At 34.3% G+C, this 25423-nt stretch carries 21 protein-coding genes; 18 read left to right on the top strand and 3 right to left on the bottom strand.

Features of this window, described 5'->3' with window-relative positions; all coding sequences use genetic code 11:
• Positions 1-89: 89 nt before the first annotated feature.
• Positions 90-626, bottom strand: coding sequence for a GNAT family N-acetyltransferase (locus RTL21_RS21270; protein WP_312098890.1), 537 nt, complete (start codon positions 624-626; stop codon positions 90-92).
• A 551-nt stretch (positions 627-1177) separates the two neighbouring features.
• On the opposite strand from RTL21_RS21270, the gene chvE reads away from it, so the two are divergent.
• The 11 genes from chvE to RTL21_RS21325 all read left to right on the top strand — a co-directional run bounded on the left by chvE (position 1178) and on the right by RTL21_RS21325 (position 14864).
• Positions 1178-2260 carry a multiple monosaccharide ABC transporter substrate-binding protein gene (chvE, locus tag RTL21_RS21275; RefSeq protein WP_312098892.1) on the top strand — a complete coding sequence of 361 codons (1083 nt, stop codon included), beginning with the start codon at positions 1178-1180 and terminating at the stop codon, positions 2258-2260.
• A 33-nt stretch (positions 2261-2293) separates the two neighbouring features.
• Complete coding sequence (gene mmsA / locus RTL21_RS21280) at positions 2294-3829, top strand: multiple monosaccharide ABC transporter ATP-binding protein (RefSeq protein WP_312098894.1); 1536 nt, start codon at positions 2294-2296, stop codon at positions 3827-3829.
• A 97-nt stretch (positions 3830-3926) separates the two neighbouring features.
• Positions 3927-5039 carry a multiple monosaccharide ABC transporter permease gene (gene mmsB, locus RTL21_RS21285; protein WP_396954488.1) on the top strand — a complete coding sequence of 371 codons (1113 nt, stop codon included), beginning with the start codon at positions 3927-3929 and terminating at the stop codon, positions 5037-5039.
• A gap of 143 nt (positions 5040-5182) precedes the next feature.
• A complete protein-coding gene (locus tag RTL21_RS21290; protein WP_312098898.1) occupies positions 5183-5947 on the top strand; it encodes a DeoR/GlpR family DNA-binding transcription regulator in 765 nt (254 codons plus the stop codon).
• A gap of 260 nt (positions 5948-6207) precedes the next feature.
• On the top strand, positions 6208-7044 hold the full coding sequence (rhaD, locus tag RTL21_RS21295; protein ID WP_312098899.1) for a rhamnulose-1-phosphate aldolase: 837 nt from the start codon (positions 6208-6210) through the stop codon (positions 7042-7044).
• Positions 7045-7119: 75 nt separating this feature from the next.
• Complete coding sequence (locus tag RTL21_RS21300) at positions 7120-8271, top strand: iron-containing alcohol dehydrogenase (RefSeq protein ID WP_312098900.1); 1152 nt, start codon at positions 7120-7122, stop codon at positions 8269-8271.
• Positions 8272-8502: 231 nt separating this feature from the next.
• Positions 8503-9549 (top strand): autoinducer 2 ABC transporter substrate-binding protein, encoded by a 1047-nt coding sequence (locus tag RTL21_RS21305; RefSeq protein ID WP_312098902.1) that lies wholly within the window; start codon positions 8503-8505, stop codon positions 9547-9549.
• Positions 9539-11374, top strand: coding sequence for a cache domain-containing sensor histidine kinase (locus RTL21_RS21310; protein WP_312098904.1), 1836 nt, complete (start codon positions 9539-9541; stop codon positions 11372-11374). Before RTL21_RS21305 ends, RTL21_RS21310 begins: the two co-directional genes overlap by 11 nt.
• Positions 11361-12989, top strand: a complete 1629-nt coding sequence (locus RTL21_RS21315; protein WP_312098906.1) for a response regulator transcription factor — start codon at positions 11361-11363, stop codon at positions 12987-12989. Before RTL21_RS21310 ends, RTL21_RS21315 begins: the two co-directional genes overlap by 14 nt.
• Before the next feature lie 253 nt (positions 12990-13242).
• Positions 13243-13566, top strand: a complete 324-nt coding sequence (gene rhaM / locus RTL21_RS21320; protein WP_312098908.1) for an L-rhamnose mutarotase — start codon at positions 13243-13245, stop codon at positions 13564-13566.
• A gap of 23 nt (positions 13567-13589) precedes the next feature.
• The gene (locus RTL21_RS21325) at positions 13590-14864 is read left to right on the top strand and encodes an MFS transporter (RefSeq protein WP_312098910.1); all 1275 of its coding nucleotides are present in this window, start codon (positions 13590-13592) and stop codon (positions 14862-14864) included.
• 59 nt (positions 14865-14923) lie between these two features.
• Here RTL21_RS21325 and RTL21_RS21330 read toward each other — a convergent pair whose 3' ends face one another.
• Positions 14924-15766 carry an STAS domain-containing protein gene (locus RTL21_RS21330; RefSeq protein ID WP_312098912.1) on the bottom strand — a complete coding sequence of 281 codons (843 nt, stop codon included), beginning with the start codon at positions 15764-15766 and terminating at the stop codon, positions 14924-14926.
• Positions 15767-15906: 140 nt separating this feature from the next.
• Positions 15907-17025 carry a GntR family transcriptional regulator gene (locus tag RTL21_RS21335; RefSeq protein WP_312098914.1) on the bottom strand — a complete coding sequence of 373 codons (1119 nt, stop codon included), beginning with the start codon at positions 17023-17025 and terminating at the stop codon, positions 15907-15909.
• 486 nt (positions 17026-17511) lie between these two features.
• On the opposite strand from RTL21_RS21335, the gene treC reads away from it, so the two are divergent.
• From treC to RTL21_RS21370, 7 genes are all read left to right on the top strand, one after another.
• Entirely contained in the window at positions 17512-19191 is a 1680-nt protein-coding gene (gene treC, locus RTL21_RS21340; protein WP_312098916.1) for an alpha,alpha-phosphotrehalase, read from the top strand.
• Positions 19192-19323: 132 nt separating this feature from the next.
• Positions 19324-19797, top strand: a complete 474-nt coding sequence (locus RTL21_RS21345; protein WP_312098918.1) for a PTS sugar transporter subunit IIA — start codon at positions 19324-19326, stop codon at positions 19795-19797.
• Positions 19798-19955: 158 nt separating this feature from the next.
• The gene (locus RTL21_RS21350) at positions 19956-20267 is read left to right on the top strand and encodes a hypothetical protein (RefSeq protein WP_396954487.1); all 312 of its coding nucleotides are present in this window, start codon (positions 19956-19958) and stop codon (positions 20265-20267) included.
• Positions 20254-22038, top strand: a complete 1785-nt coding sequence (locus tag RTL21_RS21355) for an ABC transporter ATP-binding protein (protein ID WP_312098920.1) — start codon at positions 20254-20256, stop codon at positions 22036-22038. The genes RTL21_RS21350 and RTL21_RS21355 overlap by 14 nt, the downstream gene beginning before the upstream one ends.
• Complete coding sequence (locus RTL21_RS21360) at positions 22016-23857, top strand: ABC transporter ATP-binding protein (protein ID WP_312098921.1); 1842 nt, start codon at positions 22016-22018, stop codon at positions 23855-23857. Before RTL21_RS21355 ends, RTL21_RS21360 begins: the two co-directional genes overlap by 23 nt.
• A gap of 420 nt (positions 23858-24277) precedes the next feature.
• The gene (locus RTL21_RS21365; RefSeq protein WP_312098923.1) at positions 24278-25021 is read left to right on the top strand and encodes a sugar phosphate nucleotidyltransferase; all 744 of its coding nucleotides are present in this window, start codon (positions 24278-24280) and stop codon (positions 25019-25021) included.
• A 26-nt stretch (positions 25022-25047) separates the two neighbouring features.
• The coding region (locus tag RTL21_RS21370) for a hypothetical protein (RefSeq protein WP_312098924.1) at positions 25048-25423 on the top strand (376 nt) is incomplete at its 3' end.

Genomic DNA, 25423 nt, shown 5'->3' on the forward strand with positions numbered 1-25423 from the left:
CCTTTACTAGAGAGATGTGGCCATCCTCCATTTAAGCTAGGAACATTTCGCACAACTAAAGCCCCCGTAACTTTAAGAAACCACAACTATTAATAAACAAATTTGTACATTAGAATGTCGTCCACATATTTATTTTCATCTATCTTAAATTGTTTAACTTTACGACCTTCTTCAATGAATCCCATACTTTTGTATAATGATATAGCTGTATGATTTGTTGAAAATACTCCTAAACTTACCTTTTCAATAAGTGGGTGGTTTTCCGCCCAATCCAACATTGCCTTAAGAAGGTTTTTTCCAATTCCCATACCTCTATAATTTTCACTTATAGATATTGAAATAGTGCCAGTGTGAGACAGTCTTTTTAAGTTATGGGAACGGAACTCAATTGAACCTACAACCACATCATTTATCTCTGCAACTATTAAAGTTTCTTTTTCATTATTTAATATCTGTTGTATTTGATCTTTTTGTTGTATTATAGATTCTTTGTCTAACTCTTCAGATACTCTGATGAAATAATCTCCTTCATAAATAATGGAATTTGATATTTCTATAAGTGCTTCAGCATCTTTTAAGTCTGCTGTTCGAATAGTACAATTTTGATTGCTTATTATGTCTGACATTAAAATACCTCCTGTCTCTATTCAATAAGAATCCAAAAACACATAGCTATATCCTTTTTCAAGTAATCTGCTCCGTTGAATAACTGAATTTTCGTAATCTATTACTATATTTTACCATACAGTTATATAAAATCATGGAAGTTTTTCGAACGAGATGAAAAAGACATACCAAATGATAAGTAAAATAGTACCCTTTTTCATACGATGACAATATCTATTGTCAAAATGCAATTTTGGGTGCTATTTTCTATAATGTTATGGGTTTACTTTATTATAATACGTTGATATATCAACAAAAAAGAGTCTACTAATTGCTATGATAAAGGTATGCGAATTCATATGCTATTTGCAGAACTTCTCCATGAAAACGGAACTTCTTAGCCATATACATAGGCTTCTTTTTTATGCGTTCAAATATGAAAGCGTTTTATTTTAAGTTAAAAAAGTATAAAAATAGTAAATTATTTGAAAAGACCAGATGGAAAGCGGATGCTATATTAGTTTTAGATAAATTAAAACCTACTAACAAATGTGGAAAGGGGGAAGTTTGTTTGTTTAAAAAAACGCTTACATTAATAAGTGTACTAGTATTAGTACTTATTACAGCTGCTTGTGGGGGCAATAAAACGAGTGGAGAAACAAAAGGGTTTATTGGTATTTCCATGCCGACAAAATCATCTGAGAGATGGGTAAATGATGGAGAAAATATGAAAAATCTATTTGAAGACCTTGGCTTTAGTACTGATTTACAATATGCAGAGGATGTTATTGAAAACCAAACGGCACAGATTGAAAATATGATAACCAAAGGTGTGGATATTCTAGTAATTGCACCAATCGATGATCAATCTGGATTAACTGGAGTGTTGGAAAGAGCACATAAAAATGGTATAAAAATTATTTCATATGACCGCTTAATCCAACACAGTGAATATGTAGATTATTATGCGACATTTGACAATTTTAAAGTAGGAGAATTACAAGGGCAGTATATTGAAGAAAAGCTGGGATTAAAAGATTCTGAGGGTCCATTTAATATTGAGATTTTCGCAGGATCTCCAGATGATAACAATGCTTACTTTTTCTTCGATGGAGCGATGTCCATACTTCAGCCATATATAGATTCTGGAAAATTAGTAGTAAAAAGCAAGCAAACAAAATTTAGTCAAGGGGCAACACTTCGGTGGGATGGTGCATTAGCACAATCAAGAATGGACAATTTACTAAGTGCTCATTATTCCTCTGAGCGAATTGATGCAGTATTATCCCCTTATGATGGCATTAGTATTGGTGTAATCTCCTCATTAAGAGGCGTGGGATATGGTAGTAAGGATAAGCCAATGCCGATTATAACGGGGCAAGATGCGGAGCTTGCTTCCATTAAAGCGATAATTAATGGAAGACAAACACAAACAATTTTTAAAGATACAAGAGAATTAGCAAAAAAAGCGGTGGAAATGGCGAGAGCTTTACTTAATGGAGAAGAAGCAGAAGTAAATGATGTGGAAACCTATAATAACGGAAAAAAAATCGTTCCGTCTTACCTTTTGAAACCGGTTTCTGTGGATATTGATAATTACAAAGAAGTGCTGATTGATACAAATTATTATACGAAAGAACAGTTAGGCCAATAATGGATGGAAATAAAATATTGGTGGTGAAGAAATATGACAAATATAATTCTTGAAATGCGAAATATAACGAAGGAATTCCCAGGGGTTAAAGCTTTAGAGGATGTTAATTTAAAGGTTAAGGAAGGAGAAATTCACGCTCTTTGTGGAGAAAATGGGGCCGGAAAGTCTACATTGATGAAAGTCTTAAGTGGTGTTTATCCTCATGGAGAATATACTGGTGACATTCTCTTTCATAATGAGGTTTGTACATTTAAAAATATTAAACAAAGTGAGGATCTTGGCATTGTTATTATTCATCAAGAGTTAGCATTAGTGCCAGAATTGACAATAGCGGAAAATCTTTTTTTAGGAAATGAAATTGTTAACAAAGGTGTGATTGATTGGAATGAAACGATTATTCGCACAAAGGCTTTGCTTCAAAAGGTTGGGTTAAGTGAATCACCGAATTCAAAGGTAAGTGATATCGGAGTAGGAAAGCAACAATTAGTTGAAATTGCAAAAGCTTTGTCAAAGGATGTTAAGCTACTTATTTTAGATGAACCAACAGCTTCATTAAATGAGGATGATAGCGAAAACTTACTAAACTTATTATTAGAATTTAAAAAACAGGGGATGTCTGCGATCATTATATCCCATAAATTAAACGAAATTGAAAAGGTTGCAGATTCTATAACCATTTTAAGGGATGGAAAAACGATTGAGACCTTGGATGTACAGCATGATCAAGTAGATGAAAATCGTATTATTAAAGGCATGGTTGGAAGAGATTTAACCAATCGTTATCCGGAACGCATTCCAAAAATTGGTGAAATTGTATTAGAAGTAAAAGATTGGAATGTGTATCACCCAAAACATATGGAAAGGAAAGTGCTTGATAATATCCATTTCACTATCCGGAAAGGTGAAATAGTAGGAATCGCGGGGCTTATGGGGGCAGGTCGCACGGAATTAGCGATGAGCTTATTTGGCAAGGCTTACGGAAAGAATATCTCAGGAAAAATTATCAAGAATGGGAAAGAAGTACAATTCAAAGATGTGGCAACGGCTATCAATAATGGGTTAGCCTATGTTTCGGAAGACAGAAAGGGTAATGGATTAATTTTAATGGAGGATATTAAGCAAAATATTACGCTTGCAACGCTTGATCGTATTTCTAAACATTCTGTGTTAGATAAAAATCAAGAAATAAAGGTAGCAGAAGAATATCGGCAAAAATTTAGAATAAAAACGCCAAGTATCTTCCAGAAAGCCGGAAATCTAAGTGGTGGAAATCAGCAAAAAATCGTTTTGAGTAAATGGGTATTCTCCGAACCAGATATCCTAATCTTAGATGAACCTACTAGAGGAATAGATGTTGGTTCTAAATATGAAATTTATACAATTATTAATGATCTTGTAAATGAAGGAAAAAGTATTCTTATGATTTCGTCTGAATTGCCAGAGCTATTAGGAATGTGTGACCGTATTTATGTAATGAATGAAGGACGAATAACAGGAGAAGTTCTTAGAGAAGAAGCAAATCAAGAGAAATTAATGAAATATATGACCAAAAGTAAAGTAAGGGGGTAAGCGAACAATGCAACCACAAATTAAAACAAATCCAACGGGTTCACAAAAAAATAATTCCATTAAATCACTTTTTCAGGTTAATTTCCGTCAATATAGTATGATTATCGCCTTGGTATTTATCATGGTATTATTTCAAATTATTACCGATGGTTTATTATTAAAACCCTTAAATATTACAAACTTAATCTTACAAAATAGCTATATATTAGTTTTAGCGGTTGGAATGCTACTTGTTATTGTAACTGGACATATTGATTTATCGGTAGGATCGATTGCAGCATTTGTTGGTGCAATCTCAGCCATTATGATGGTAAATTATGAAATGTCACCATTTCTTGCAATCGTTATTTCATTAGTACTCGGAGCAGTTATTGGTGCATGGCAAGGTTTTTGGATCGCATATGTTCGGATCCCGGCCTTTATCGTAACATTAGCCGGGATGCTCTTGTTTAGGGGATTAACAATGATTGTTTTAGAAGGGAAATCGATTGCTCCTTTTCCTGAATCCTTTCAAAAAATCAGTTCAGGATTTATTCCAGATATAAGTGGTGGTTCTTTACATCTTTTAACCATTTTGATTGGTATTGCTCTATCTATCATCATCGTTTTCCTTCAATGGAAAAACAGACGGAATCAATTAAAACATCGTTTTGACATACAGCCATTTGGATTATTTGTATCAAAGTTAGTTGGAATGATTTTGATTCTGAATATCTTTACTTTTGTTCTAGCAACCTATGAAGGAATACCAAATATATTAATTGTATTAGGGATACTTATTGTTATCTATACATTTGTTACAAATAAAACAAAAGCAGGAAGACATATTTATGCAATCGGAGGAAATGAGAAGGCAGCTTTGCTTTCTGGAATTAAAACAAAAAAGATGACATTTATGGTGTTTGTTAACATGGGAGTACTTTCTGCTTTATCGGGTCTCTTATTCGCAGCACGTTTGAATGCAGCCACTCCAAAAGCGGGTAATTTATTTGAACTAGATGCCATTGCAGCCTGTTTCATTGGTGGTGCTTCTGCATATGGGGGAATCGGGACCATACCTGGAGCAATCATTGGTGGTTTAGTAATGGGAATTATGAATAATGGAATGTCATTAATGGGACTTGGCATTGACTGGCAGCAAGGAATTAAAGGGTTAGTACTTTTAGCAGCTGTAGCATTTGATATCTATAATAAAAACAAAGCACAATAAGTTATAGGAAAAGATGGAGTAGGTATTCCCTATTTCATCTTTTTTTATGAGAATAATTCTTTTTAAAACAGAAAATATGCTATAGTAATAAACATATACCAACATAATCCCAAGAAAACAAAAATGGAGGGAGAACTTTAAAAGTGCTTGTAGCGGAAAGAAGACGAAAAATTGTGGAGCTTGTAAATGAAAGACTAAGCATTCGCGTGACAGAGCTTAGTGAGATTTTCTCTGTAACAGAGGAAACGATTAGAAGAGATTTAGAAAAGCTAGAACAAGAAAAGCTTTTGATGAGAAGTCATGGTGGTGCGGTGAGTATCGAAAAAGAACCTACCGATACTCCTTTTATCGTAAGAGAAGTAACGAATGCGGATCAAAAGAAAGCAATAGCTCAAGAAGCCGTAAAACATATTCAACCAGGAGAACAAATTATATTAGATGGCAGTACAACTGCTTGGTATATGGCAGCCCAATTACCTGATATGCCTCTTACTGTTATCACTAATTCTATTAAGGTAGCATTGGAGCTAAGTAAGAAAGAGCAGATTAAAGTAATTTCGACAGGTGGAATGCTGTTGTCAAAATCTTTATCTTATGTAGGTCCGCTAGCTGAGCGCTCTCTTGAAAGATATTATGTGAATAAGTTGTTCTTATCCTGTAAGGGGGTAGATATGGTAAGCGGCTTAAGTGATGCAAATGAATGGCAGGCGCTTCTAAAAAAACAGATGATGAATATATCATCTGAGGTTACTCTCCTTGTAGATTCAAGTAAATTTGGAGTGAAAACTTTTGCTCATATTGCAAACCTTGATCAAATACACCACGTTATTACAGACGAGCAAATTCCAGCAGAATATGAAAATTGGTTTCAAGAAAAGAATATATCCTTTCAGATTGCTCAATTATAAAGGAAATGACCAATATATAGATAATAAGGAAAGATGGTACTAACATTTAAGCAAATAATGTTGGCGCTATCTTTTTTTTTGAATGATTGGGGTTTAATAAAAAAAAGATAAAACAAATGAAATTCACAGAAAATACACAAATATAATCTGTTTTTATTTTTGTTTTCGTTGACTTATTTTTGTTTCGGGCGTAATATGAAGATGAGAAAACAAAGAAAATAAAAATACTAGATAATTAGAGATTAAAGGAGAGAAAAAGAATGGTAGCGATTATGCAAAAGAAAAATATTACTGAAGCCCCGTTTTTAAAGGAAATGTGTGCAGCAACATTTAATATGTGGAATATGGGCTGGGATGAAAGAAATGGAGGGAATATTAGTTATCTTTTAGATGAGGAAGTAGTGGAACAGTATTTGGATGTTAAACAAATTATTCGATCCATTTCATTGAAATTTCCAGTTTCAGAATTAGCAGGGAAATATTTTATTGTTACAGGTTCGGGCAAGTATTTTAAAAATGTGAAAGAAGATCCTGCTAATACACTTGGCGTTTTAAAAGTAGATGATAATGGGGAGAAAGTTCACTTGCTTTGGGGATTTGAGGATGGTTCCAATCCTACTAGCGAGTTACCTTCTCATTTTATGAGTCATATTGCACGCTTACGAGTAGATCCTAATCATCGGATTATCATGCATAATCACGCAACAAATATCCTTGCAATGACATTTATTCATGATTTAGATGAAGCAAGCTTTACGAAAACACTTTGGCAAATGTGTACAGAATGTATCGTTGTATTTCCAGATGCAATCGGCATATTGCCTTGGATGGTTCCTGGAACAGATGCAATTGGGGAAAAAACAGCGGAGAAAATGTTAGAGCATCGTTTAGTTGTTTGGCCGCATCACGGAATCTTTGGTGCTGGTTCAACAATGGATGAAACATTTGGTTTAATTGAAACAGCAGAAAAGGCAGCACAAATTTATACGATTATTGGAGATGCTTCTAAGATAAAACAAACCATTACGGACCAGCAGCTTAAAGATTTAGCAGATGCATTTCAGGTAGCACCTAGAGAAGGTATATTAAATCTATAAAAGAGAAGGGCGTATTGCCCTTTCTTTATAAATTATTATGTGAAATATTGAACAAACGAGTGGAGGTAATTAAAAATGAGTGCACATGTATTTTATGTTCCAAGTACAAATTTAATGGGAAGAGGCTGTTTACAAGAAGTTGGACCACAAATAGAAGAATTAGGATTAAAAAAAGCGCTTGTGGTAACAGATGCTTTCCTAAATAACAGTGGTATTGTGGAGAAAGTGAAAAAAGTATTGAATGACAAGGAAATAGACTATGCTGTTTATGCAGAAGTGAAGCCGAATCCGACTACAGCAAATGTATATAGAGGAGTAGAAGTATATAAAGAAAACGAATGTGACTTTATTGTATCTGTTGGCGGTGGATCTCCTCAAGACACAGCAAAAGCGATTGGGCTTTATGTAACGAATGGTGGGGATATTAGGGATTATGAAGGGGTAGGAAAGACAGCAAAAAAATCAGTACCGATTGTAGCGATAAATACAACTGCTGGAACTTCCAGTGAATTCACCATTAACTATGTCATTACCGATGAAGAACGCCATGTCAAAATGGTAATGGTTGATAAAAATTGTCTTGTTACTATTTCAGTAAATGACCCCGAGCTAATGGTGGATAAGCCTGCTGCATTAACAGCAGCAACAGGAATAGATGCTTTAACACATGCGATAGAAGCAATTGTTACTCCAGGTGCATATGCAGTAACAGATGCTACCGCATTAGCTGCGGTAGAGAAAATATTTACCTATTTACCCCGTGCAGTGAAAGACGGACATGATATCGAAGCACGAGAACAGATGGTATATGTTATGTTCTTAGCTGGTGTGGCATTTAATAATGCAGGATTAGGATTTGTTCATGCAATGGCTCATCAACTTGGAGGGGTATATGATTTGCCTCATGGTGTGTGTAATGCAATGCTCTTACCTATTGTGGAAAGAGAAAATGCCAAACGGGATCCACATAAGTTTCCTGCAATCGCAAAGGCAATTGGTATCTCTACAGAGGGAAAAACGGATAGTCAATGTGCAGAGGAAGTAATTGCAGCCATAATAAAGCTTTGCCAAACAGTAGAAATTCCAGCTAAATTATCAGAGTTAGGTGTAGATGAGGTTGACTTGGATAAATTAGCCAGTTTTGCATTAGTAGATGCATGTGCTCCTGGAAACCCATTCCAACCTACAAAGGAAGAAGTAATTTCTATGTTTAAAGAGATTTTATAATAGGTTACCAGTTAGCATATTTATAATAGAAGGGACTAGTCTATACTTTACGATTCTATTTCCCTTCTGTTTTTGTTTGTGCATGTTTCAAATAAAATCAAATGAAATAAAAATAAACAAACATATATTTTTTTGTTTATTTTTTATATAATGAAAAGAAAGCACTTTATTATATCTTTATCCATAAAAATATTATATTTTAGTGAAAAATGAAAGGTTAGGTGAAAAGAAATGCCGCAAAAATCAATAATGGCAATTTTTTTGTTTATGATTATTGTAAGCGGATGCACGTTCAATTCGCCCAATCAAAAATATGAAATTATTTATCAGGATGATAGGCTACAAACAAAAGAAGAGGAAGGCTTTACCGCAGAAAAGGAATATACGATTGCTATTATACCAAAAGTAAGTGGTATTCCTTACTTTAATGCAGTGGAGGAAGGCGTATTAGAAGCTGGGAAAGATTTAAATGTACATGTGCTATATTCAGGTCCATTAATAGCAGATTGGCAGCAACAAGAGCAGCTTGTTAAGGAATATATAGAAAAAGAGGTTGATGCTATTGCCATTTCTGCAAATGATCCGGAAAAATTAGGTCCTATATTAATGGAAGCAAAACAAAAAGGAATCGTAGTTATGACCTGGGACTCGGATACTAATAAAAAATTCCGAGAATATTTTGTTAGCTCTGTGGATCCAGAGACTTTAGGTAGACATGTGATGGATACACTGTCATTAAATATGAAGGAAAAAGGTTCTTATGCGATTATTACCGGTTCCGATCATGCGGCAACATTAAAGGAATGGATTGAGTGGATGGTTATTCACCAAGAAGAAAACTATCCTGATATGAAGCTTTTGGAAGTAGGAGAATCAAATGATAATCCTCAAAAAGCATATATGATTGCAAAGGAAATGTTAGAGAAATATCCAAATTTAAAAGGGATTATTGGAAGTTCCTCAGTGGGACCTCCAGCGGCAGCACAAGCAGTAATAGATGCTAATAAAGTTGGAGAGATTGCAGTCGTTGGTTTATCAAGTCCAAATTTAGTGCGTTCTTATTTGAAAAATGAAGCGATACAGATTAGCACTTTATGGAGTCCCAAAAAATTGGGCTATTTAACAGTTCGTGTAGCAAAAGAAATTTTATTGGGAAATGAACTGACAGATAATAAAGCTTTTGAGAATGTCGGTGTTATTAGAGTGAAAGACGATACGATTATTATGGGGCAGCCTATAGATTTTACAAAGGAGAATATCGATCAGTATGATTTTTAAACGAACACATCTATTTAAGCTAGGGCAGGCCCCCTTAAAGCGTAAGTTAATTATTACTTATATGATAATGACAGTAATTCCACTGGGAATATTAGGTTATATTACATATGCTCAAAATACAAAAGCCATAGAGGAACAAGTAGGTGAATATATTCCTAGATTACTAAATCAAGCAAATAAAAATATCGAAAATGAATTAACCCTACTAAACGATTTGCCTAATGCGGTTTACAATTCAAAAGAAATCATGTCTATTCTTAGAAGTACTCCATACAAGGAGAAATCAGCTTTTTTACAGGAACAATATACCGTGGAAAGTTTTTTAGCTAATAATTATTTAAACAGTAACCAATCAGATATTCTTGCTGCATTTTTAATCACGAATAATGGCAATTATATAAGCACGAAAACCTCCTTTAAAGGAATGAATTTTGATGACGCCATTCTCCCTTTTGGAGAAATACATGATTTGGCAGGGGAAACGCCCATCATTTTACCAAATAAAACAAAAATAGCCTTTGAAAAAGATACTCCATTTATTTTACTTGTAAATGAACTCACAGACTTTGAAAATCGAGAAAGCTTAGGCTCTTTGATATTTGCAGTAGATGTGACATTTATAGAAAAAATACTAAATGATATTGATAAGGAAGGCCGGGCAACAATGTGGTTGATGGATGAAAATGGATATATTATCTATCATCCTGACAAAATGCGTATTGGACAGGTAGATGAAGGATTAGCAGGTTATCCTCTTGTAAACGGAAGCTTCCATACAACGCATACAAAGGAAAATGTATTATATAGTATGAATCAATCAACAAATAAACACTGGATTCTCGTTCACAGTATTCCAATGAAATATCTAACAGAAAGAACCGATATAGTAAAGAATTATACACTTTCCATTTTTTTAATTTTAACAATCGTTTCAACGATGATTTCGATTTTTATTGCTTGGACTGTAACCAAACCAATTAAACAGCTTGGTAAAGTAATGAAGGAAGTGGAAGAGGGAAATTTACATGTTACAATCAGTCCAACCAATAAGGACGAAGTGGGCCAATTAGCTGAGAGTTTTCAGTCGATGCTAGAACAATTGCGTATCCTTATACGAAAAAATTATGAAGTTGAACTACAGCAACGAAATGCGCAAATCTATGCACTTCAATCACAAATAAATCCCCACTTTATGTATAATACGCTAGAAACAATAGGGGCCGTTATCGAGGAAGAGGATTCGGAAACGGCGGTCGATATGGTGGAAATTCTTGGACAAATGCTAAGGTATTCCTTAAGCAGCAGTGAAAATTTAGTACTACTACAAACGGAATTGACACATATAAAAAACTATTTAAAGCTACAAAAAATTCGATTTGAGGATAGAGTCAATTATGAAATTGTAGGAGAAAATCACCTCCCTATCTATTATTCTCCTAAATTTATTCTCCAACCAATTATTGAAAATATTTTTAAATATGGAATGAAACAAAGAAAAGTATTAATCATATCCATTGAAATTTCGGTGGAGGATGGAAAACTAAAGATTGTTATAAAGGATAATGGACCTGGAATAGATAAAGAAATGCTACAGAAAATCAAAAAAAACTTAAATAAGCAGGATTATTTTACAAGAGAATCGGGAGTGGGATTAACAAATGTTCATGCAAGAATTAAAATGTTGTTTTCTGATAAATATGGTATAACGATTGAAAGCAAACAATCCATCGGAACAACCGTAACGATTCTTTTACCTCTGATTCAGGATCCTTATATGGTATTCGAGAACAGGTTAGAAGGTGGGAGAGAAAATGGAGAAAATTAAAGTGGTTGTCGTAGACGATGAACCTAGAATTTTAAAAAGAATGATACGCATGGTAGAAGACAATGGCGAAGAGTGGGAAATCATTGGTGCCTTTTCAGATGGAAAAGAAGCGATTGAAAAATTGGAAGAAAAGTCATTAAAGTTTGATTTGCTTTTAACAGATGTTCAAATGCCAGAAGTGACAGGTCTACAGCTTATTAATCGGTTAAAAGAAAAAATGTCTTTTGAATCTGTCATCATTAGTGGATTTGATGATTTTGTCTATTTGCAATCAGCCATAAAAGAAGGAGTTTCCAATTACTTATTAAAACCAGTTAATAGAGAACAATTAAAGGAAGTTCTTCTGCAAATACAGATAAAAGTGGAAGCAAAAAGAAGAGAACAAAAAGAAAAGGAGCAATTGCAACAAAAGGCGAAAGAATTAGACTATACAAAGCAAGTATATTATTTAAGTCAATTGCAAACAGAGGATTATTCAAATGAAGATAAGAAGAAATGGCTGCAGTTTTTAGGAAAGGGTGCCTTTCAATTACTATACTTAAGTATTGATCAAAATATAAATCAAACCTGGTCAGATGAGTATCCAGCTTGGTTAAAACAAGCAAATGAAGCTATTCTTTCGTTTTTAAAGGTCACTTTAGAAGAATGGTCTTTCTCTTCGGGTAGAAGGAAATGGCTGTGGAGAGATGACCTTTTTTCAATATGGATCTTAATCGATCATCAAGAATCCCAACAAGTGCAGGCTGATATAGAAGAATTTTTACATTTATGGAAAGCAAGGATAAAAAATGTATCTAAGAATACGGTGACAATTGCTATTGGCAAGGAGTTTACCTGTATAGAAGAATTCTTGGATAATCGGAAAAAGTTAGAAAATGTTATTCAGAATAGAATGATATATGGATGTAATAAAGTGTTTTGGCTTGAGCAATTGCCTGAAACAAGTCTGGAGAGTAAAAAACATAGTTCAGAAATTATCAAAAGTATCCAGCAACTTCTATTTAGCCTTGAAAACGAGGGGGAGAAGGAAGTAATTGCCTCACTTGATGAATATTTTAAAAAGCTACAGTTGATTCGATCAGCAAGTATTTTAGAAGAAGCTGTCCAATTACTTGGGATAAGAATTGTAAACAGATGGGTTGAGTTAGAAGGATTTGGGGAAGAAAGAGTACTGTTTCGTGAAGTAATTTCGTTAACAAAAAATACCTCCCATTTTTATCAATTAAAAGATAAGATAAAATTTTGGGTCCTGTCTGTCATGGTAAGAATTCAAGAAGCAAAAAGAACAAATAAAAATCCTATTCAAAAAGCAAAGGATTATATTCATGCCCATTTAGGCGAATCGATCACCATTAAATTAATTGCACAGCAGGTATACATGAGTCCTACTTATTTCAGTGTGTATTATAAGGAGCAGACAGGGGAAACCATTTTAGACTATATTACGAAAACACGCTTGAAAAAAGCAACAGAATTATTGGAAACAACGGATCTTAAGATATACGATATTGCAGTACAATTAGGCTATCAGGATACAAAATATTTTAGTCGATTGTTTAGACAATGGTATGGTTATACACCTTCGCAATATAGAGAAGCTCATCTAAAAAGATAGCGGAAAACTAAGTCGAAGAATAATGTGAATTTTAAGCTATCAGAATCTATGGAAAATGGATTTCTGGTAGCTTTTTTGTTATTTATAGCAAAAACTTTACGAAAATAGTTTTAAGAATGAAAACCTTACCAAAAATCATTTTTTTATCCCCCCATTCTTAGTTTTGTCTCCTGTTAACTGTTTTTAGCATGCAGTAACATGTAGATAGAAACAATGTAATTGCTTTCATAAATAAGAAGGGAGTAAGCAGAGGATGAAGAATCGTACTAGAATAGCAAGTGTTATGCATGTATATAAAGATCAATATGATGAATATGAGAAGAGGCATAATGAACTTTGGCCAGAGATGGAGGAGACTTTAAAAGCTCATGGTGTGCATCACTATTCCATTTTTTTAGATGAAGAGTCTGGACAATTATTTGCCTATTTAGAAGTAGATGATGTAGAAACATGGGATAAAGTTTCAGAAACTGAAACTTGTAAGAAATGGTGGGATTATATGGAGCCATTGATGGAAACCAATCCAGACAAAAGCCCTGTTTCTAAGCAGCTAAAAAGTGTATTTTATCTTGAATAGAATAATAGAAAGGAAGATTAGTTATGACAACTGCTGTGAAAAAAAATAATAAAAAGGCTACCGTTACAGTAGCTATGTCCAATTACCTTGAAGCAGGCTCTATTGTTGCTGGGGCTGGTGGATTGACTCTTTGGATGGAATACTTGAATTTAGATGATTTTAAGCTCGGTTTACTGGGAGCATTAAGTGCAAATGGATTTGGTTCCGCAATTGGTGCTTTAATTGGAGGTATTTTAGTAGATAAATATGGAAGAAAGTTCATATATAAATATGATCTTCTCGTATATATGCTTGGGGTTTTATTAATTACTTTTTCTTTCAATTTTCCAATGCTGTTAATTGGTTATGTTATTACAGGTATTGCGGTAGGGGCTGCTATCCCGGCTGCATGGACCTATATTGCAGAAGAAGCACCTGATAAGGAGCGGGCTGCAAGAATAGGATATGGTCAATTAGCCTGGTCTATTGGACCAGCAATATCATTATTATTATCTGTTTTATTAGCTCCTTTAGGGTTATTAGGAAGCAGAATCATATTTGCGCAATTATTTGTAATCGCTTTAGTAACATGGATTATGCAACAACAGATTAATGAATCAGCAATTTGGGAAGAAGAAAAACAGAAAGAGAAAGCTCAGATACAAAAGGGAGAAAAAATTGCCAATCCAATTAAAGAACTTTTCTCCATTAAAGCAAATCGACAAGCAATCGTCCTCTTAATTGGAATTTATGTGTTCTGGAATTTAGTAGCAGGGGTAATGGGTTACTTTATGCCATATATCTATGAAACAGTTGGTGGTTTAACAGCCGCACATGCCAATCTGTTACAAGCATTCTTATGGATATTAACGGTCGCATCTACTTATTTTGTCTTTATTAAACTAGGGGATAAGGTAAATCGTAAATTACTTTATACCATTGGTGCAGTTCTTGGAATTATTGCTTGGTTAGTATTATCTTTAGGTTCAATGGGAATGTTTGAATTATTCACATTCGTTATTCTATGGGGTGTTGCAGCTGGATTTGGTGCACAGGCATTTTATGGACTATGGTCAAGTGAACTATTCCATACTAAATATAGAGCTAAAGCACAAGGGTTCTTATTTGCAACTGCACGTATTTCTGTAGGGTTAATCTCATTAGTAGTGCCATTAATGATTACTACATTAGGATTTAAGATTTCAGGCTTGATTATGATAGGCTTCTTGTTAATTGCAGCAATCATTGGATTTATTATGGCGCCTGAAACAAGAGGGAAGTCATTAAAAGAAATTGAAAAAGAGCGCTATACTGCATAAATAATAAAGGATGTTTTAAAGACGTTATTTGTGAAATAACACTTTAAAACATCCTTTTCTTATTCTATTACTCTCTTTAAGCCGATGCTAGCTAAAGCAGTGTGTAAGTTCGCGCAAGTAGTAATTTTGCTAAAGTCGATGCCTAAAGAAATAATGGTTTGTGCAATTTCTGGTCTAATTCCAGAAACAATGGATTTAACGCCAATTAAATCTAATGCATGAACGACTTTAAATAAATTATCAGCAACCATCGTATCTACAATAGGTACGCCTGAAATATCTAAAATAAGATATTCAATTTTTAAATTGGAGGATTCTTGTAATGCAACCTCTAAGATTAATTGAGAACGCTGTGTATCAATTTCTCCGATAAGGGGGATAATAGCTGTTTCCTTTGCAATTGGAACAACAGGTACAGATAGTTCTTCTAAAGCGTTATATGCAAGCTTCATTATTTTTGTATTATGCTCTTCATAAATATGCCCAATAAATGCACTAATTTCATCAAGAATAGGATCAATAATCTTTCCTACATCCAGCATGGTAATTGGTGCGAATGACTTTTGTTCTAGTTCTTCTGTGAATACATCCCAAATAACATTTCGATAAATCGACAGGGATCGAAGTGCAGATTGTAAAGGAATATGATTCTTTACAAATGCTTCGCCTGTTTTTTCAGACCAATACTCTATTCCTTCCGAATCTTTTTTATCCTTTAATGCTTCAGCTAAAATGAAAAAAAGTTTTGCATTCCATTCAAGCATATCTTTTTCATGATAAAGCAAGGATATATCAGATGTCTGCTGCTGTAAAAATTGAGATAGCAATGTATTCGTATTTTCAGCAAGGATGTTCTTATTTTTTATGATTTTGTTACCTATATAGGCTAATTCATCCTTCAAAATGACTCACTCCTAAGTATAAATCTACTAATAGTATACATGTTCTTATCTAATATGTGGAGCAAATGAACTTTTCCTTCAAATGAAATCGCAACAATACCATATGTACTGTTTATCACTTGTAGCACTCCTTTTTTGTCCTATAATATATGCGGACAAGGTCCTGTGGAAGTCCTTAAAACAAGTTTTGGTTTATACACAAAGGATGGAGGCAAAGTTCCCTTCTTTTCGACTGCATCCACTATCCATTTTGCTGCTTCCATGCCCATCTCCTTTTTTGGGTGAGAAACAGAAGTTAATTTGACCTCAGAAGCTTCGGTTAAGAAAGAATCATCATAGCCAATAATGGAAATATCTTCTGGAATGGATAAGTTTAATGAGCGAAGATAATGGATTACTTGAATAGCAAGTTGATCATTATAGCAAACAATAGCAGTCGGTTTATTAGTAGTTTCGAATACTTCTGCTAATCGCTCGACCGGATAAGCTGCTTGATTTTCTGTTGAATAATTAATTAGCATTTCTGGGAAAAATGGGATCGAGTATGCTTTATATGCCTGTATGAATCCTTTCATTCTATTAATTCCTTGTAAATCATCTGATTTAAATAATCCGATGATTTTTTTATGCCCTAGCTTTATTAAATGCTCGGTTGAAATAAATCCACCAAGTTCATCATCTACTACTAAATGTGGGGGAGAGAGCTGTGAATAAAATTGATTAATCATTAAATAGGGGATTTTATTCTGCTCTAGCTCTAAATAAAGCTGCATATTGGGATTAAAGGTATTGGTTTTGGTTGGCTCAATAATTAATCCATCTATATTTCTATCTAGCATTGTCTGCAGACATTGCTTTTCTTTTTTTATATCATTGTCCGTACAAGCGAACGTGAGAGAATACCCATGATCCGTTAAATAAGATTCAATCCCTTTTATGATGGATGGAAAAATATAGTCTGAGATATATGTCGTGATTACACCGATATTTTTCGTTCTTTTTAATGGTGGATGGGAAAGTATTGTTTGGGAAGAGTGAGCTTGTTGATGGGAGACAAAAGTGCCAGCACCTTGTTCCCTATATAGCCAACCCTCATGCACTAAATCGCCTATTGCTTGTCGGATTGTATGCCGACTTACGCCAAACATTCTTCCTAATTCATTTTCCGAGTATATTTTTTCTCCTGGCTGCACTTTACCGTTTATGATCCAGTCCGTAATTTTTTCTTTCACCATATTATATTTTGTTGTTTGTGCCACTGTTTCACCGCTTTCCATTGTAGTTAACGATGGTAACTTATACGTACAATAAAAATCATAGAGATATCGTATCAAAAAAGGGCATAAAAGCCAATGATTTCTTGACTAAGTAGTGACTTTTATTTGGAAGAGAAAGAAATAAAAATGGTGAGGAGAAAAGAGTTCCTTCATAGTATACGTACATGTTTTCTATATCCTCGTGTTTTCAATAAAAGGAGTTTTGAAAACGTATTACTTAATTAGTTGACAGCTTGTATATACATGTTATGATGGAAAGGTAAAAATAATATATTTTCATTAAAATGTTCTTGCTAAAAGTACCGAATCAAATAAAGTTGGTGTCTAGCAATTTGTGCGAGTATGAGCAAGTAGGTTGTACTTTTCCTAAAATCATAATGAAATAGCAAAAAACGCAAATACTATTTCCAGTGAGTTTTTAGCATAAAGGAAAAAGGACATAATTTCACATCGGTGGTGTAAATTGATATGGAACAAGCATGGTGGCAAAAGGCAGTAGTATATCAAATTTATCCGAAGAGTTTTCAAGATACAACGGGAAACGGAGTAGGAGATATTCAAGGAATTATTAAAAGATTAGACTATTTAAAGGAATTAGGGGTAGATGTCCTGTGGCTAACACCTATTTATGCTTCCCCTCAAAAAGATAATGGCTATGATATTAGTGATTATTATTCTATTCATCATGAATATGGAAAGATGGAAGATTTTGATCAGCTATTAGAAGAAGCACATCAAAAAGGACTAAAAATTATTATGGATATTGTGGTTAACCATACATCTACGGAGCATGAGTGGTTTAAACAGGCAGCATCTTCAAAGGATAATCCGTATCGTGATTTTTATATTTGGAAAGATGGAAAAGAAGGCTGCGAGCCAACAAACTGGCAGTCTAAATTTGGCGGTAATGCGTGGCAATATGATGAAAAAACGGGGCAATATTACTTGCATCTTTTTGACGTAACACAAGCTGATTTAAATTGGGAAAATGAGCAGCTGCGCAATGAAGTGTACAAAATGATGACATTCTGGTTTGAAAAAGGGGTAGATGGTTTCCGTTTAGACGTCATTAATTTGATTTCAAAAAATCAGGATTTCCCAGATGATGATGGTTCGGTAGCACCTGGAGATGGTAGAAAGTTCTATACAGATGGACCACGTGTGCATGAATTTATTCATGAAATGAATCAAGAGGTATTTTCACAGTATGACAGTATGACTGTTGGAGAAATGTCTTCCACTACTTTAGAGCATTGCATTAAGTATACTAAGCCGGAACGTAATGAATTAAGCATGACTTTTAATTTTCACCATTTAAAGGTTGATTACCCTAATGGAGAGAAGTGGGAAATTGGGGAAATGGATTTTCATGCGTTAAAGCAAATTCTATCTAACTGGCAAGTAGGCATGCATGCAGGTGGAGGCTGGAACGCCCTCTTCTGGTGTAACCACGATCAGCCTCGAATTGTATCACGTTATGGAAATGATGGGAAATACCATAAGGAATCTGCTAAGATGCTTGCTACAACGATTCATATGATGCAAGGTACTCCTTATATTTATCAAGGGGAAGAATTTGGCATGACCGATCCAAAATTTACTTCTATTGATCAGTATCGAGATGTTGAATCTTTGAATATGTATAATATTTTGCAAGCAAATGGGAAGCCGAAAGAAGAAATTTTGGAAGTTTTGCGCAGAAAATCCCGCGATAATTCTCGTACACCTGTTCAGTGGAATGGGGAGAAAAATGCAGGCTTTACTGAGGGAACTCCTTGGATTGAAACAGCAAAAAATTATAAAGAGTTGAATGCAGAAAATGCATTAAAAGATAAAGATTCTGTCTTCTATCACTATCAAAATTTAATTAAGCTTCGTAAAGAATACGATATTATTACAGATGGAGACTATGAATTACTTGCTCCTGAGGATGATAAAATATTTGCCTATTTACGTAGTACAGATAAGGAAAAGTTATTAGTAGTAAATAATTTTTATGAAGAAGAGGTTGAATTTAAATTACCAAAACACATAGATACGTCAGGATTAACGAGTACAATCCTTCTCTCTAATTATTCGAACTCCGCTTCTATCAAAGAAAGTATTACGCTAAGACCATATGAGTCCATTATCTATTATTTAAAGTAAGACTTCTTTTCCTGCGGTTTAAAGAGACCGCAGGATATATTATTAATCAGATTTATGAGAAAATTTTTGTTATTATTGCCGAAAACCGTTAAACTAGAGATTGAATAGAATCTTTTATTGGAGGCTACTAGCGTGTTTAAAAATTTATTTAAAAGAAATAAGGAAGAAAATACGAGTACAAGTAAAAATTATATTCAGCCCTTAGAAGGGAAAATATTAAGTATTACAGATGTTCCAGATCCTGTGTTTTCCCAAAAAATGATGGGCGATGGTATCGCAATAGATCCTTCTAATGGTATTTTAGTTGCTCCAGCTGATGGACAAATTATGAATGTATTTCCAACAAAACATGCATTAAGCATGACCGACAATAATGGCAAAGAAATCTTAATCCATGTTGGATTAGATACCGTTACGCTAAAAGGGGAAGGATTCACTCCTTTTGTCAAAGATGGAGACAAAGTAAAACAAGGACAAAAATTAATGGAAATTGATTTTGAAGCAATTAAATCAAAAGTACCTTCCATTATTACTCCAATGGTATTTACAAACCTAGGAGAAAATGAAAAAGTAGTAGTAGTAGGCAATGAAATTAAAATAGGCTAATAAAAATGCTATGAGGCTGTTTCGCCTTGTAGCATTTTTATTTTTGTGAAAAGACGGACTTTTCTCTTAATTCGCATTGACAAAATGTATACAAACGTATACATTTTAAATATGATAATGTATACGTTTGTATACAAAAGATAGAGAGGATGATTGGGATGAAGCATTTTGAAGATCCAATGCGACCTAGAAAAGGAGATGGCCACCGAGGAAAAGGGGGAGCTGGAGCGAAAACATTTCGTAGAGGTCGGGCAATGGATTTTTTAGAGAGACTACAAGTTAAGCGCATTACTTTAAAACAACAGTTAGCGGCAGCAGAATTTCAAGAAATTAACCAAGTCATTCTAGGGGAATTAAAGGCAATAGAAATGGTCATTGACGAGTTTATCAAGCACTTTGAACTCCATGAAGGAGAACAAGACAGAGAAAAAAGGAAAAAACAATTGGAAACAAAGGATGACAATAATTAAAGGGGAAAGAGATATGTGGGGATTAAAAAGATTTATAAAGCCTTACTGGAAATTTATGCTGCTTGCCCCCTTGTTTATGATAGGAGAAGTATTTTTTGATTTACTACAGCCAAAATTAGCAGCTAATATTGTCAATTTTGGAGTAGTAGAACGCAACTTTCAATTTATTAAGCACACTGGATTATTAATGGTTTTAGTCGCGTTTCTTTCCTTACTAACAGGGGTGAGCTGCAATATTTTTGCAAGCCGTGTCTCTCAAAATTTTGGTGCAGATATTAGAGAAGAACTATTCCAAAAAATTCAAACCTTTTCGTTTGAAAACATGGATAAATTCCAGTCAGGCTCATTGATTACTCGTATGACAAACGATGTCATCCAGATACAAAACTTGATGCAAGTTATGTTGCAGGGACTCGTTCGGGCACCGAGTTTATTGATTGGTAGTGTGGTAATGGCTTTATTAATAAATGTTAAGCTTGGGCTTATTTTATTTGGAACACTTCTTGTTTTAATAATGGTTCTCGTTATTCTGATAAAATTTGCTTCACCACTATTTTCGAAGGTACAGGAAAAATTAGATGCTGTAAATACTAGCATTCAAGAAAACTTGGCTGGAATTCGTGTGGTAAAAGCATTTGTTAGGACCAATTATGAGACAAAAAGGTTCCGGAAGGTTAATCGGGATTATACAAATATCTCCATTAAGGCCGCACGTTTTATTGCGATAAATTCTCCAATCGTTACCTTAATTATGAATATTTGTCTTGTTACTATCCTATTATATGGTGGGAATTTGGTATGGAGGAATAGTATTCAAGTGGGGGATTTAGTTGCTTTTATAAACTATGTGGTTCAAGTTCTTTCTTCCTTAATTATGGTAAGTGGAGTACTTATGAATATTACACAGGCAAATGTTTCCGCTACAAGGATTAAGGAAGTTTTAACAATGCAAGAAGTGATGAGCGATAAACAGGAAAGGCAGTTATCAGCTATTTCTGCGTCTAATATCAAGTTTAATAATGTTATATTTTCTTATAATGGCTCTACGAATGCAAAAGATGTGGTGTTGCGAAATATTCATTTCAAGGCTAAACGTGGAGAAACCGTTGCGATAATTGGTTCCACAGGTTCAGGGAAAACTACACTTGTTCAGCTGATTCCGAGATTATATGAGGTTACTAGTGGTTTTATTGAAATAGATGGAATAAATATCCGGAATCTTCCGTTAATAGAGTTGCGGAAAAAAATAGGCATGATTTTGCAGGAAACGATTTTGTTTACAGGGACAATAAGAGAAAATATAGCCTTTGGTAACTCTGAAGCTACACAAGAAGAAATAGAAGCAGCAGCCAAATTAGCTCAGGCTCATGTATTTATTTCAAAATTGCCAAATGGATACAATACTTTAGTCGGTCAAAAAGGCGTAAATTTGTCTGGTGGGCAAAAACAAAGGATTTCCATCGCTAGAGCACTCTTGATTCAACAGCCAATTTTAATAATGGATGACAGTACTAGTGCTTTGGATGTAGCTACAGAGAAAAAATTACGAGCAGCAATAGAACATCTATCAAAACAGACCATTACATTTATGGTTGCACAGCGAATTTCTTCAGTTATGGATGCTGAGAAGATACTTGTTATGGAAGAAGGTTCTATTGTTGGAGAAGGAACCCATAAGGAATTGCTAGCAACATGTGAGATTTATCAAGATATTTATCTATCGCAATTTGGAAAAAGGGAGTTGTCATATGACCAGAAAACACTCTCATGAAAATACTGTCAATATGTCACAAATGGGATTTCAACAGAGGGGACCAAGACCGGGAGAAGTTCCAAAAGTAAGGTCGAAGAATGCAAAAGGAACCCTAATGAAAATATGGAATTATTTAAAAAAACAAAGAAAGACGTTACTTATCGTCGTAATCAGTACTATTTTAACTTCTATTTGTACTCTTTTAGGCCCATTTTTAATTGGAAAAACCATTGATGGTTTTATATTGATCAATAAATCCTCTGGAATTCTTAAGATGGGAATGTTATTACTTATAGTCTATTTTTTTGGATCTGTTTTTACATGGATTCAACAGTTTATGGCCTCAAGTTTATCCCAATTAACGGTGCAGGAGATGAGACAGGATTTATTTGAGAAATTTCAAGATTTACCGATACCGTTTTTTGATCAGCGAACACATGGAGAATTAATGAGTCGAACGACAAATGACATTACCAATGTCTCGAATACACTAAATCAGACCGTTATTCAATTAATATCGAGCGTTTTTATGTTAGTTGGTAGTGTAATAATGATGTTGACTCTGAGTTTTTGGATGACGTTGATTACCATGTTAACGATTCCGACAATTGTTTTTATTACGAAAAAAATAACAAAGTATACAAGACAGTATTTTTCAGAACAGCAAAAATTACTTGGTGAAGTAAATGGATTTGTGCAAGAGAATATTTCTGGTCTGAAAGTCATTAAGGTATTTGGCCGAGAGGAAAAAACGTTAGAAGAATTTCAAGAAAAAAATGAAAAACTACGATCAGTTAGTGTAAAAGCGCAAAGTCTATCGGGATCAATGGGGCCAATCATGAACTCCATGCGAAACCTAAGCTTTGTTATTATCGCTGTATTTGGTGGGGTTTTTGCATACCATGATGTCATTACAATCGGCGTTATCGTCAGCTTTCTTCATTATTCGAATCAGTTTAGTCAGCCAATCAATCAATTAGCAAATCAATATAATATGCTGCAGTCTGCAATTGCGGGTGCTGAACGAGTGTTTGAAATCATAGAGATGGATTCGGAATTGGAAAAGGAATATGAACAAGAGCCAATGCAAAAATGGCACGGAGAAGTCGTTCTGGAAAATGTCCATTTTTCATATGAGGAAAATGTTCCCGTTCTAAAAAATGTTTCGTTTCATGCGTCCCCTGGTCAAATGATTGCGTTAGTTGGTCCAACAGGTTCAGGGAAAACGACCATTATCCAGTTGTTAACAAGATTCTACGAAGTGGATTCTGGAAAAATATTAATTGATGGTAAAGAGATTCAGCAGATGGATAAGCGTACAGTAAGACAGCAAATTGGTTTTGTTTTACAGGATCCTTATATTTTTTCAGGAACGATTCGTGATAATATCCGATACGGAAGATTAAATGCAACTGATGAGGAAATAGAAGAAGCTGCCAGGCTTGCATATGCAGATTCGTTTATCCGAAAATTACCAGCTGGATACGATACGCATTTAAGTGGAGACGGAGGTAAGTTAAGTCAAGGACAAAGGCAGCTGCTAACGATTGCAAGAGCTGTGTTAGCAAATCCATCTATTCTTATACTAGATGAAGCAACCAGTAGTGTTGATACAAGAACCGAGCTGCATATTCAAGAGGCAATGAAGTACTTAATGAAAGGCAGAACAAGCTTTGTTATTGCTCATCGCTTAAGCACAATAAGAGAAGCGGATGTCATTCTTGTCATTAATGAAGGAGAAATTGTGGAAAAAGGCTCACATGACGAACTGCTAGAGCAAAAAGGATTTTACGCCAATCTATATAAAACGCAATTGCTACAACAAGATATTAGTTAATCTTTTTTTGCGTTATGACTTTGCCCTACTTGTAGGGCTTTTTTATGCAGATAGCTTGGATGAACGCCACAATTTGCATTATCGCGTAGCATTTCGACATTCATAGATGGTTGTAAAAAACGCCAACCCTATCAATCTATTTTAGAAGGATACGTTATCTTCGCCAATCGCTTCCAACATTTTCAAAAAAATCCCTTGCTACTTTTGAAAGAGTACGAAACTCCAATGGGGGCTTATGACCTGTTCATTCAAGATAAAAATAATAATCTATATGAAAAAAGTCATAGGGGGAAAAAAGTTTTTTTCTTCAATATATCGAAATTTTTGCCTATATCTTATCAAACATAATGAAACAACCTACGCATACTTAGTAGCCTGTACATATAATGGCATGAAAATACTAAGAGAAGAGGTGAAAGCATGAAAGTTGTTATTTTATGTGGGGGCAAAGGAATGAGAATGAGAGGCTTAACAGAGAACATACCGAAAGCCTTAGCAGATGTTAATGGAAAACCGATATTATGGCATATTATGAAGCATTATAGTGAATTTGGACATCAAGAATTTATTTTACCGTTGGGTTATAAAGGAGACCAAATAAAGGATTATTTTATCAATTTAGCTTGGAGAAAAAATAATGTCAAAATAGATTTATTAAACAACCAATATGATATTCTCGAAAAAACTGAACCTTGGAAAATCACATGTATTGATACTGGCCAAGATACGATGACAGGAGCGAGAATTAAACAGTTAGAAGATTATATAGAGGATGATATCTTTCTACTAACATATGGGGATGGTTTGTCGGATGTTGATTTAGATGAACTCATTGCCTTTCATAAAGAGAAAGGAAAAACAGTAACACTTACAGGTATTAAAAAAAATAATCAATATGGGGTACTTGATATACAAGATGGAATTGCTAATAGCTTTTTAGAAAAGCCAATTTTAGATGACTGGATAAATGGGGGATTTTTTGTATGTAATAAGGAATTCTTTCACTATTTATCAGCACAGCCGGATTGTGTGTTAGAGGAAGAGCCTTTAAGAAGGCTAATTGAAAAGCAAGAATTAGCAGTTTATTTGCATGAAGGAACATGGATATCTATTGATACGCCAAAGGATTTAGAAGATGCTAGGAAAATATGGAAACAAAAATAAAGGTATAAGGGAGAGAGAGGATTGCCATGAAATGGCTAAGAAAAAACATTATAAACGATTTTCTGGAAGCTTTATCTAGTAATGAAAAGAAAGATAAGTCTGCTACTATAAATATTCAAATATTTTCTAAAGAGGTTTCGGTAAAATTTCATGTGGATAATTTGGTTGGAATTATAAATGGAGCAAAAAACAAAAATAATAAGGTGCTTGCTTTACCTTCTCCACAAGAAGAGACAACAACACAAGAGAAAAATGTTGCTCCAAGTCCAACGATTAGTGAAAAGAATAAGGAAGTAATGGCAAATACTTCTAATAATGATGTAGCCCTAAAACAAGCAGCCCTAAAACAAGAGCAAGCAAAACAAGCAGCCCTCAAGCAAGAGCAGGCAAAACAAGCAGCCC

The organism is Niallia sp. (assembly GCF_031978665.1).
In the GTDB taxonomy this organism is placed as follows: Bacteria; Bacillota; Bacilli; order Bacillales; family Cytobacillaceae; genus Niallia.

Bases quoted from the DNA above. Each gene is read 5' to 3' on its own strand.
- RTL21_RS21355 (WP_312098920.1), top strand. From the start codon at position 20,254: ATGACAATAATTAAAGGGGAAAGAGATATGTGGGGATTAAAAAGATTT.
- rhaM (WP_312098908.1), top strand. From the start codon at position 13,243: ATGAAGAATCGTACTAGAATAGCAAGTGTTATGCATGTATATAAAGAT.
- RTL21_RS21270 (WP_312098890.1), bottom strand. From the start codon at position 626: ATGTCAGACATAATAAGCAATCAAAATTGTACTATTCGAACAGCAGAC.
- RTL21_RS21300 (WP_312098900.1), top strand. From the start codon at position 7,120: ATGAGTGCACATGTATTTTATGTTCCAAGTACAAATTTAATGGGAAGA.
- RTL21_RS21365 (WP_312098923.1), top strand. From the start codon at position 24,278: ATGAAAGTTGTTATTTTATGTGGGGGCAAAGGAATGAGAATGAGAGGC.
- RTL21_RS21315 (WP_312098906.1), top strand. From the start codon at position 11,361: ATGGAGAAAATTAAAGTGGTTGTCGTAGACGATGAACCTAGAATTTTA.
- rhaD (WP_312098899.1), top strand. From the start codon at position 6,208: ATGGTAGCGATTATGCAAAAGAAAAATATTACTGAAGCCCCGTTTTTA.
- RTL21_RS21360 (WP_312098921.1), top strand. From the start codon at position 22,016: ATGACCAGAAAACACTCTCATGAAAATACTGTCAATATGTCACAAATG.
- RTL21_RS21310 (WP_312098904.1), top strand. From the start codon at position 9,539: ATGATTTTTAAACGAACACATCTATTTAAGCTAGGGCAGGCCCCCTTA.
- mmsB (WP_396954488.1), top strand. From the start codon at position 3,927: ATGATTATCGCCTTGGTATTTATCATGGTATTATTTCAAATTATTACC.
- mmsA (WP_312098894.1), top strand. From the start codon at position 2,294: ATGACAAATATAATTCTTGAAATGCGAAATATAACGAAGGAATTCCCA.
- treC (WP_312098916.1), top strand. From the start codon at position 17,512: ATGGAACAAGCATGGTGGCAAAAGGCAGTAGTATATCAAATTTATCCG.
- RTL21_RS21350 (WP_396954487.1), top strand. From the start codon at position 19,956: ATGAAGCATTTTGAAGATCCAATGCGACCTAGAAAAGGAGATGGCCAC.
- RTL21_RS21325 (WP_312098910.1), top strand. From the start codon at position 13,590: ATGACAACTGCTGTGAAAAAAAATAATAAAAAGGCTACCGTTACAGTA.
- RTL21_RS21305 (WP_312098902.1), top strand. From the start codon at position 8,503: ATGCCGCAAAAATCAATAATGGCAATTTTTTTGTTTATGATTATTGTA.